Source organism: Moorena bouillonii PNG, assembly GCF_001942495.1.
GTDB lineage: Bacteria > Cyanobacteriota > Cyanobacteriia > Cyanobacteriales > Coleofasciculaceae > Moorena > Moorena bouillonii.
Map to the genome: position 1 here is coordinate 3,081,836 of NZ_MKZS01000001.1, position 10,344 is coordinate 3,092,179.

Annotated in this window: 7 protein-coding genes; 6 read left to right on the forward strand and 1 reads right to left on the reverse strand. The window is 40.7% G+C overall.

Features of this window, described 5'->3' with window-relative positions:
* The first annotated feature begins 685 nt into the window (after positions 1-685).
* The 3 genes from BJP37_RS12645 (at position 686) to BJP37_RS36395 (ending at position 3,223) form a co-directional block, all read left to right on the forward strand.
* Complete coding sequence (locus BJP37_RS12645) at positions 686-1,771, forward strand: thiaminase II/PqqC family protein (protein WP_075899236.1); 1,086 nt, start codon at positions 686-688, stop codon at positions 1,769-1,771.
* Complete coding sequence (locus BJP37_RS12650; RefSeq protein ID WP_198954022.1) at positions 1,686-2,903, forward strand: thiaminase II/PqqC family protein; 1,218 nt, start codon at positions 1,686-1,688, stop codon at positions 2,901-2,903. Before BJP37_RS12645 ends, BJP37_RS12650 begins: the two co-directional genes overlap by 86 nt.
* Before the next feature lie 119 nt (positions 2,904-3,022).
* On the forward strand, positions 3,023-3,223 hold the full coding sequence (locus BJP37_RS36395) for a hypothetical protein (protein ID WP_143727592.1): 201 nt from the start codon (positions 3,023-3,025) through the stop codon (positions 3,221-3,223).
* A 79-nt stretch (positions 3,224-3,302) separates the two neighbouring features.
* On the opposite strand, the gene BJP37_RS12655 is transcribed toward BJP37_RS36395, so the two are convergent.
* Positions 3,303-3,503 carry a hypothetical protein gene (locus BJP37_RS12655; RefSeq protein ID WP_075899238.1) on the reverse strand — a complete coding sequence of 67 codons (201 nt, stop codon included), beginning with the start codon at positions 3,501-3,503 and terminating at the stop codon, positions 3,303-3,305.
* 1,080 nt (positions 3,504-4,583) lie between these two features.
* Here BJP37_RS12655 and BJP37_RS12660 point away from each other — a divergent pair.
* The 3 genes from BJP37_RS12660 (at position 4,584) to BJP37_RS12670 (ending at position 9,398) form a co-directional block, all read left to right on the forward strand.
* Entirely contained in the window at positions 4,584-4,772 is a 189-nt protein-coding gene (locus BJP37_RS12660) for a hypothetical protein (RefSeq protein WP_075899240.1), read from the forward strand.
* A gap of 479 nt (positions 4,773-5,251) precedes the next feature.
* Positions 5,252-8,494 (forward strand): type 2 lanthipeptide synthetase LanM family protein, encoded by a 3,243-nt coding sequence (locus tag BJP37_RS12665; RefSeq protein WP_075899242.1) that lies wholly within the window; start codon positions 5,252-5,254, stop codon positions 8,492-8,494.
* A gap of 670 nt (positions 8,495-9,164) precedes the next feature.
* Positions 9,165-9,398, forward strand: coding sequence for a hypothetical protein (locus tag BJP37_RS12670; protein WP_075899244.1), 234 nt, complete (start codon positions 9,165-9,167; stop codon positions 9,396-9,398).
* The last annotated feature ends 946 nt before the right edge of the window (positions 9,399-10,344 follow it).

Below are 10,344 nucleotides of genomic sequence, written 5' to 3' on the forward strand. Positions count from 1 at the left end.
CCTAGCCCCCCAATTCTGGGGGGAACAAGAATCTATTTGCTGGTAAAAGTCCCCCGAGCGAGGGATTGCTCGCTCGGGGGATTTAGGGGGCTTAGGTGTAGCAAATTAGACTTCTCAGACAACCTCTTAGTACAAATGTTCTGGATAAGTGACATGCTCCCCTTACACAGTCTCCTATGGTAGAACTTATTGAGTTTTTGATAGTGACAAAATTGTTTCAGTTTTAGCATCAATAAACTGGATAAAAAGTAGAAAATTTAAATTGATATAAGTAGGATAAAAAGCAGGAATCAAACATGGCTAATTGATTTCTAATCAACCACAACCGTTTATTGGAGTAAAGTTAAAATGGCAAAGATCAAAGTTAAGGACATCAAACCCACTGGCGCTGACTTGTTCAACGATTCTGAAAGTTTTATGAACGAACTGAGTAATGATGAGCTTGAGCAAGCGATGGGAGGACGTATTTTGCCTACAGTACAGTCAATACGACACAGCTGTAATTGCTGTTTCACTACTACATTCACGACTAAAACGAGCATTTTCACCGGCCCATATAGCCCTGTAATCCTGTAAACTCTTTTGAGCAAATACCTTCACTGCTGAATAGTAACTTTAGGAGTGAAGGTTTGAGCAATCAAATGAGTATAACTATTACCTAACGTTCTGATCAGGGAGTCAGTCGATGTCTAAGTATACCCTTCCCCCTCTCCAGGAAGATTCTACAGTCACCTCAGTTTTAGAACCAGAGTTATCCCAGGGGAAATTTCAGGATAAAAAACCACAACAGCCTTCAGTGCTTCGTCCCAAATTAGCCTGTAAGGTTAACTACTATCAAGATCAGCTGATTTTTTCTCAGGATGGTCGAGATTTCGCATTTCAGGTTAACAGTCAATCAGGAAAAATCTTAAAGAAGTTCATCTCTCTGATGGATGGGACTAAGAGTCTGACTGAACTCCAACAAATGTTCTCGGCTAATAACTCTGAGTTGTTCAATACTATTGTGCGTCACCTGGACGAACATAACTTGCTGGATGACGTTGCTCAGGTTAGGGTTAATTCAGGCATCGACACGTTGCTGGAATTGGAAGATTTGACCACTGAATTGCTCAATCAGCAGGTTGATGAAAATCTCTTCCTGAAATCCATCAAGTCAGAGACATCCCAACTGCCAATCAACGTTGTTTATGGTTTTCTAATAGAGCATTACCACTTTATTACTCAACAGTGCTGTTTTGATTCTCCTGGACTTAGCTTCCAAAGCTCTACAAAAGTTAGACAATTGCTCAACGAACGCTACACTCAAGAATACCGCCAAGACCAGGAACTGGTAATGGCAGCACTTAATGCTATTGGCATTAGCCGTGAGCAACTCGCGGATACCATGCCACTCCCAGAAACCATGGGGATGTGCAATGCTTTGACCTATTGGGCAAACTTTGAGCCACTGTTTTTCTTGAGTACCCTGGGATTTTTGGCAGGTCAGACCCGTAATAATTTTGAATTTTATAGTAAAGCTTGTGAGCGTGTTGAACTAGATTCTGGCTTTATCAACCCGATTAGACAACTGGCAAACAGCAAGCTAAAACTCGAACCAGAAAACTTAAGCCGTCGCATCTTTCAAGAAATACCTCACATTGATCGCCAAACAAAGCAGCGATTTAGAGGACAAACTTACCTGTTTGTTGAAATCTACAACAATTTCTACACAGCGATCTGGAATCATTACTCGTCTGCCAGTCATTTACTGCGGCGAGTTTCAGCAATTTAACTCCCTACTCCCTACTCCCTACTCCCTACTCCCTACTCCCTACTCCCTATTCCCTATTCCCTATTCCCTGTTCCCTATTTTTTCCCTACTCCCTACTCCCTACTCCCTATTCCCTACTCCCTATTCCCTTTACTATATGTCATTAACAAAGGTTTTATTCCAACAACCACTGTTCAAAAATCGGGTATTTTTTGAATTCAAGGACACAGAAGTTGAAATTCATTATGGCGATCAAGGATGTGCGATCGCGGTTGAGCCGGAATACGAGAAGGAAACTGTCCAACTGCTAAGACTTTTGCAAGCGGGGGGTATGTCCCCAGAGCAATTGGGTCTGGCCTGTCCAGGAATTCAAGAGGATATTCCCGAACTCCTCGCTGAGCTGGATCGCCGGGGTCTACTGATAGAAACCTATCAAGAAGTGGAATCTCGTGGGGTGAGTGGGCAGCAGTTCTATCGAGAGTTGTGCCGATTTCTTAACCGCATGAAGGGGCAATTTCCCCTTTCTCCTTTCTCAGAAAAGATGGCTGATGAGACCATTACCAGAAATCAGTTGATTGGTTATGCTTTGGAATCCTATCACGTTACCCATCTGTGTCCTAGACTGTTAGCGCCATCCTTAGCTAATTATGAATCCCCTCAGACACAAAAACTTCTCCAGGAATTTTTTGTGTCTGAGTTGCACCATGACCGTTTGATTGAGAATTCCTTGAAAAGTGTGGGCATCGAAGGTGATCAACTGCAACGGATGCAGCCCCTACCCATGACTTTCGCAGTCTGTTCGACCCTGGCCGTTTTTGCCAAGCAACATCCCCTGAGCTTTAAGGCTGCACTGTTGTTGTTTGAGGAAGATGACAAGGTATTCCACCAGTTGTTTAAGCAGCAGTGCCAAGCCTTGGAGTTACCACCTGAATTTTATAAACCCATCCTGCTCCATGCCGGTATCAATGAAGAAGGGGCACATGACCAAATCACTTCGATTCTGCTGGCAGAAGTGGCTTATGTGTCACCACAAGAACAAGTAGTGGTTAAGAAGAATCTGGCCATTCTACTGGAGTGTATGGTTCGGCGGACTCACGAAATTCTGGATTACTATGGTAACTCTAATAATATCATTCCTCGTTGTTTTACTTGAAGGGGCAATTTTCTCTTGAATGGGAAGTATGAAGATAGTTATAAGTGTTGAGATATAAGTAGTTGAGCCTCACGCCTAAAATAATTCAATCATTTTAGTCTTTTAGTCCAAGATTAATCTTGGGCTTTTTTTTAGCGATCAGGTACACAGGATTTTTTCCCTGTTCCCGATTCCCGATTACCGATTCCCGATTCCCGATTCCCGATTCCCGATTCCCGATTCCATTTTTATATAAGTTAAAAAAAAATAGCCGTAGACATACTATCTACGGCTATTTCAATTTTTTATGTCACAAAATTAGCAAACCTAACCTGCTCTGATCTGATTGGCCAAAGGCCGCGCTACAAAACCAGACCAAAACCAAGGCCGGGGGGGAAACCCCCCCAAAGATTTAAGGTGTTATGGCAACAACCAATACTTGGTTATTGTAGTGATAACTTCTCCTGGAACATCAGTGGGTTCCAGAGGAGTCCATTCAGCAATTTCTGCATAGCCTAGGGAGTAAAGCATCTGCATACTATAGATGACTGATTCACGAGAACCTTTGAGAGTGTGATGAGCAGGTTGTTTCTTGAAGTTTTGACTGAATTTTGTTGACATAAATAAGAATTGAATTTCGGTCTAAAATGATAATTTTAATGATTATAGTTTTAATTGTCAAGGGTTTTTAAAAAGTTTTTTTTGGGGAGTTTTAGGGGTAATAAAAAACTAGAGCAAGTCTTATACCCATGAGGTACAAATTTCTGGTTTTTAGGGAGCAGGGAGCAGGGAGCAGGAAAGAGCAAAGAGAGAATAGGGAAGAGGGAAAAAATAATCTGTACCTCATGAGTCCTATAAACGCTATAATCGCTTTTTTTTAACTAGTAATTTTAACCATAGGGCTGGGCGCACTCGCCCCTAAAATAGTATTCATTTATCCGTCAGCTTTTTATCGTTTTTTTCAGCTCTACTAGTTTTGTGGACATAACTGTTTTAGTTTATTTCCTAAATTAGAGATCTAGCAATTCTCTTTTCCATCAGGTACAATATGATCCCCCTAAATCCCCCTTAAAAAGGGGGACTTTGAGCTTGACAAGGGTACCTCATATGAGGGACAAAGTGATCCCCCTAAATCCCCCTTAAAAAGGGGGACTTTGAGCTTGACAAGGGTACCTCATATGAGGGACAAAGTGATCCCCCTAAATCTCCCTTAATAAGATACTGTTGGCGAATTTAACATTTAGTAATATCAGCCTGAAGACAGCAGTCTTTATAGCCCCCCAACCCCCAGCGAGGGATTGCTCGCTGGGGGAGCATGAACTTAAAGTTACCCATCTGCTACTCTTGTGTAAAGAAATATTAATTTCGCCAACGGTATCTAATAAGGGGGACTTTTCAATCTAATTCCCCCCTTTTTTAAGGGGGGTTAGGGGGGATCTATCTACCTAATTACAAAGTTGACATGCTCCCTACTCCCTACTCCCTACTCCCTGCTCCCTGCTCCCTAAAACCTACGACTTTTCACCTAAGCTAATTTGCTATAACTACCTATAACTTTATGACAAAAAAGGTTTACTTATGACATCAATAAATTTTAAAAAAACTAAACACACTCAAGTAATCCACGTATAATTAAACAGAAATATAACGTTTATCTCAGTTATGAGGTACAGTATTTTTTGAGGTTGATTCCCTGTCTTGATGCAGCGCATCCCTATTCCTTCTTTTCTCTTCCCTGTTCCCTACTCCCTACTCCCTACTCCCTGCTCCAATGCCTTGGAAGCGATCGCAAACTACTCTGGAATTCTGGATGCTGGGTTTGAGGTAATCCCCGTCGAACCTGGCGAACTGGATACGGTCGGAGCCGAGGCAGTTCCTTTGTTAATTTAGTGACAAGAGGGGAAATGTTGACTGTATCAACCTAGGACGAAAATGCCTTAGCCAATTACTGGTAGAAACTAATCTTAGTCTCTTAGTCCAAGAGTAATCTTGGGCTTTTTTTTATGGTTTTTCTCAGCTCCACTAGTTTTGTGGACATAACTGTTTTAGTTGATTCGGTAAATTAGAGAGACGTTAACTATAAGAGTACTGGTATAGGTTAATTGTGAGCTATCACTAGGTTTATCAGCAGAGAAATACATATAACTTTATGACAAAAAAGTTTTTCTTTGGACATCAATAAATCAGAAACAAACTAAACAAACTCAATTAATCAAAGTATGATTACAACAGAGTCAACAACAGACATTCATTAGGGTCGGTTCAACAAGACGCTAACAAGATTTCAGTATCTTTATTCAAGTAATCAAAAATTAAACCTTTTTTAAAAAAACTTTATAACTAACTTACCACGTCGAGAGATTAGTAGCATGCCAGTAATAGGGTCACAAATATCACCAATCGCGACTATAGCGATTAACGCCACGTTTTTATCAGAGCGGATCAATAACCCTTGTTACCAAAATGTTATTCCCCAAAAAGATAATGATCTGATTGAAGAACGCCTCAACACCTGGTCTAAACTCCTGGGAGGAGAACAACAACTGAAACAGCGCCTTCAGTGGGATGGATTAGACTTAACTACAGTCCGTAACTTACTAGGAACAGCAGAGTTTAGAGAAGATTACACCTTACCAACCTGGGCAGAAACCCTCAAAGAATTAATTGAAACTACCAGCGCTTCATGGCTAACTCTAGAGGGGGAAGATAACTCTCCACTTGACTCCCAAAATCCCTTACCATTTGAAGACTTTTATTTACCCTTTATCCGAGTAGGGCGCAGTAAATTATCCACTGGATTATCGGCAAATAGTCCAGAAGCGTTATTGAGCCGAGAAGCCTACGCAGCCCTAGAAAGGAGCTTGCTGCAACAACTGGTTAATTTAGGCACAGAAACCTTACTATTTGAATTTAACACATTCCGGAAAGCTCACCCCCCTGCTAACCAAACGACTACCCAAGACAGTCGAATTAGTTATAATACTTTTTTTAAAAATCTTCTCAAAGATGGGGGGCTGGCATTTTTCAATCGCTACCCAGTCTTAGCTCGGCTGATAGCAACAACCCTTGATTTATGGGTAGAATCTACTACTGAATTCATCCAACGTCTACAACAAGATTTCTCGCAAATTGAACTTACCTTTTCTTCTGATCAGCCCAGCCTAGGAAAGGTTCAAGCAATTGAGACTTCCCTCTCTAATCCCCACCATGGTAGACGCTCGGTTTTAGCTCTTACCTTTTCTTCCGGGATTAAAGTGGTGTATAAGCCCAAAGACTTGGGCTTAGATGTTGCTTTCAATCAGTTACTAGACTGGTGCAACCACCAGGAAACATCCTTAACCTTCAAATTAACTAAGATTCTCAATCGCCAGGGATATGGATGGGTTGAATTTATTGAGCAGCAACCTTGTGAAAATCAAGCGGCAGTTCAACGGTTCTATCAAAGAGCAGGGATGTTATTATCACTGCTCCATCTATTAGGAGCAAGTAGTTGTGATCATCAAAATGTGGTTGCTAGTGGTGAATATCCTAGTCTGATCGATGCTGACCTGTTGATGCATCCTGTAGAGCACAGCGTGACTGAATCGGAAGACTGGTTTAAGTATTCAGTGCTTCATACAGGCTTTTTACCTGGTTGGGAAGGTGATATTTATTCCGCAAATGCTCAAGATTCCAGCGTCCTAGGTAATATTTGGCCAAAGCAAATAAATTCCTCTCGGGAGTGGAAATTTATTAACACCGATGGGATGCACTTAGCTCCCAACAAGGTGATTATTCCTGCCGGAACTAATGTGGTCATTCTAGACGGTAAAACTGTCTCAGCTAAGAACTATGTTGAGGAAATCGTCACTGGTTTTGAAGAAATCTATCACCTGTTAACTAAAAATCGGGAAATGCTCCTAGGGGAAGAAAGTCCCCTCTGTGCCTTACAATTTTTAAAGTCTCGATTTAGTCTGCGCCCAACCCTCACCTATGGTATGGTCTCGAAACGCAGCCTCAGTCCTCAATATTTGCGTAATGGCGCGGACTATAGCATTCTGATCGATTTTCTCAGCCGTCACTACTTAATGGGTGAAGAAAACTTAGGCTTTAAAGAACTATTAGGAGCAGAAACGACCTCTTTACAACAGCTAGATATTCCCTATTTCACGGTATCTTGTCATAGTACTGCTCTAGAGTTGGCATCAGCTCAACCAATCAAGCACTTCTTTAAAACATCCAGTTACCAACGGTTAATTGCTAAAATCCCAAGTCTTGATGAAGAGGATGTAGCCCGGCAAATTAAATTGATTCGGGCAAGTTTTTATGCCAAGTATGCCCATTTGAACAAGAACAGTGCTGCTTTACAGGGAAGTTTATCCCAATTCTCTTCATTGAATCCTGATGAATTACTAGAAGAAGCTATAGCAATTGGCAATAGTCTTGTCGCCAATAGGATTCAGACTGGTGACGGCTGCAACTGGATTGATTTAGATTATATGTCGGCGAAGCGCTATCAACTCCAGGTATTGGATGATTCTTTATTTACGGGGCGAGCTGGAGTTAGCCTATTCCTAGCAGCTCTAGCAAAAATTACTGGTGAGCAAAAATTTAAAGAGGTAGCTTTGGCGGCTTTATCCCCTTTACGTCAGTCTCTTAAGAAAGCACAAGCCGACCAAAGCTTGTTGCGGTTAAGACTCAATGGAATAAAATTAGGTGGTATCCTCGGTTTAATGGGGCTAGGTGGGATCATTTACAGTTTGGTTAAAATTAGTCAGTTTCTCCAAGAGCCAGCCCTTCTCGAAGATGCCCAGCAAACTGCAAAACTAATTACAGCAGATGTAATCGCTGCCGATCAAACCCTGGATATTATTTTTGGAGTAGCGGGGGCAATTATGGGCTTATTAACTCTCTATCAAGAGACAGGTGAGAAAGTCCTATTAGACATAGCAGTAGCCTGTGGCAATCATCTCCTATCACAGCGAACTGATACCGCCCCTAGGGCATGGAAGACAGTCAGTAAAACCCCATTAACCGGATTTTCTCACGGTGCAGCAGGTAATTCCTTCTCTTTACTACAGCTATATGCTGCTACCGCAGACAAAGTTTATTTGGAAGCGGCGAAAGAAGGAATCGAATATGAAACCAGTGTTTTTGACACCTCAGTCCGAAATTGGCCAGATTTCCTTTCATTGGAACAGACGAATCAAATGGATTTCCGCCATGCTTGGTGTCACGGAAGCGCGGGAATTGGATTAGCCCGTTTGGGCAGTTCAACGATTCTACAGACAGAGGAAATTTACTCTGACATTGAGGTAGCTTTGGAAACCACCAAGCAGTATGCAGTATCTAGTCTAGATGTAGACCATCTCTGCTGCGGGAGTTTGGGCAGAATTGAACTATTTGTCGTCGCGTCCCAAAAACTTGGCAACCAGGAATGGCTAAACACAGCTAGGGAACAGGCTGCATCGGTAGTTAACAGGACAAAAAACAATGGAGCATATGCTTTTTTACCTCATTTTCCTAACTCCGTTTTTAGTCCTAATTTTTTCAAGGGAAGTGCCGGTGTAGGTTATCAATTGTTGCGTTTAGCCTCTCCAGCATCCTTACCTTCTGTGCTGATTTGGGAGTAAAACTCACATCTTGCGCCATTCTCAATAAGCTTGGTTCATGTAGTAGGGTGGGCAGTGCACCAGACAGATAATGAAGCTTGCAAAGCCCGTTGGTAGGCACTGCCCACCCTACGATTAATGACTTTGTCGGTGGGGTTGATGTCACCAGGATCCAACTTCTCCAGACTGTGTTGAGTTTCGCCATTACTCTACCCTACCTAAGCCAAAATTATAATTTCATAAACTGAACGATCTTAATACATAAGTCAGTTTTGTAAATCAGCGCTAGAATCTTCTAGCGCTGATTGTTATTTATTGGTATAATCTCTTGTCCAGTCAACTACTGTAAATGTAATTATTAAGCAAAAGTTACACTACTGAGCAGATTTTTATTATTTCGGTTGGTTTAATCAGTGACATAACTATTTTAGTTATGGCGGAATTAAGGAGGGATTTAAATCCTATTGATTTCCGGATTATATTTTTCATTGCTCTCGGCGTTTGTTTTCTAAATAAAATTTTTATCGAAACAAATAAAATCAGAATAAAGTGTGTTTATTCTGTCATATTTATATACTCTATTTTATAGAAAAATTTAGAAATAAATAATAGTATTAAACTAGAAGTCAAGCATCAATAGCTTGATTTTGACTCAACACAAATCACACAAAATTATTGGAGTTAAAGTAAAATGGCTAATATTAAAGTACACGAACTCTCTTCTCTTAACCTATCTGGTGCTGAGTTGTTTAACGATTCAGAAAGCTTTATGATGGAGCTGAGCGATGAAAGTGAGCAAATGGCTATCCTAGGAGGTCTTGCTGTTGGTCGTAGCCGCTGCGGTCTATGCACCCGAGGAAAAACTATAGTTGTAGACTGCGGTGCAAAAGGTCAAACCTTCATTGTAAATAAGTTGGTGGCCTAGGTTGTCGGCGGTGTAAGATTACCTATCTTCTTCTTTTCTTTCTACCCTACGGGAACGCCTCCGGCGAAAGCGTTTTTCCCGTCTTAGCGGTTGATTCAATCGGTATTATTCGGGCGGAAAGGGAGTAGTTAGTATATTTCCACCTTGCCTTCTGAGTGCTATTAGTTAGTACATCTCTACTGGTCTGTCAACTTTGACATGATGGATAGATTGGGTGCATCTCACTTTTATAATTAAGAAAAAATTATAAGAAAATTCCCACACTCTCCACACTCCCTACACTCTCCACACTTCCCACACTTCTCCTTGTTTTTTAAAAATATGATATCCACCCGTAGGTGGGGTTGATGTCACCAAGACCCAACTTCTCCAGACTGTGTTGGCTTTCGTAATTACTCTACTCTACCTAAGCCGAAATTATAATTTCATCAACTGAACGAGATTGATACATAAGTCAGTTTTGGAAATCAGCGTCAGAATCTTCTGGCGCTGATTTTTATTTATTTGTATAAGCTCGACGTTGTCCAGTCAACTACTGTCAATCAAATGATTAGGCAAAATTTCCATTATTAAGTAGGTAAATGTTACTAGCTTGGTTGGTTTAAGTGACATAATTGTTTTAGTTATGGCGGAATTAAGTAGTGATTTAAATGCTATTTAATCACGAATTATTATTTGAGTTAATATCGACGGTTTTTTGAAATGGCATAAACCAGAAAAAAATGTATTTGTTATGTCATATTTATCTATGATTTTTTTATTAAAAAAATACCAAAAATGGATAGTATTTAACTATAAATTAAGCATCAATAGCTTAATTTATCATCAACACCAATCACACAAATTTATTGGAGTTAAACTCAAATGGCTAATATTAAGGTGCATGAACTATCTTCTCTTAACCTATCTGGTGCTGAGTTGTTTAACGATTCAGAAAGCTTTATGA

Bases quoted from the DNA above. Each gene is read 5' to 3' on its own strand.
- BJP37_RS12645 (WP_075899236.1), top strand. From the start codon at position 686: ATGTCTAAGTATACCCTTCCCCCTCTCCAGGAAGATTCTACAGTCACC.
- BJP37_RS12655 (WP_075899238.1), bottom strand. From the start codon at position 3,503: ATGTCAACAAAATTCAGTCAAAACTTCAAGAAACAACCTGCTCATCAC.
- BJP37_RS12660 (WP_075899240.1), top strand. From the start codon at position 4,584: ATGCAGCGCATCCCTATTCCTTCTTTTCTCTTCCCTGTTCCCTACTCC.
- BJP37_RS12665 (WP_075899242.1), top strand. From the start codon at position 5,252: ATGCCAGTAATAGGGTCACAAATATCACCAATCGCGACTATAGCGATT.
- BJP37_RS12670 (WP_075899244.1), top strand. From the start codon at position 9,165: ATGGCTAATATTAAAGTACACGAACTCTCTTCTCTTAACCTATCTGGT.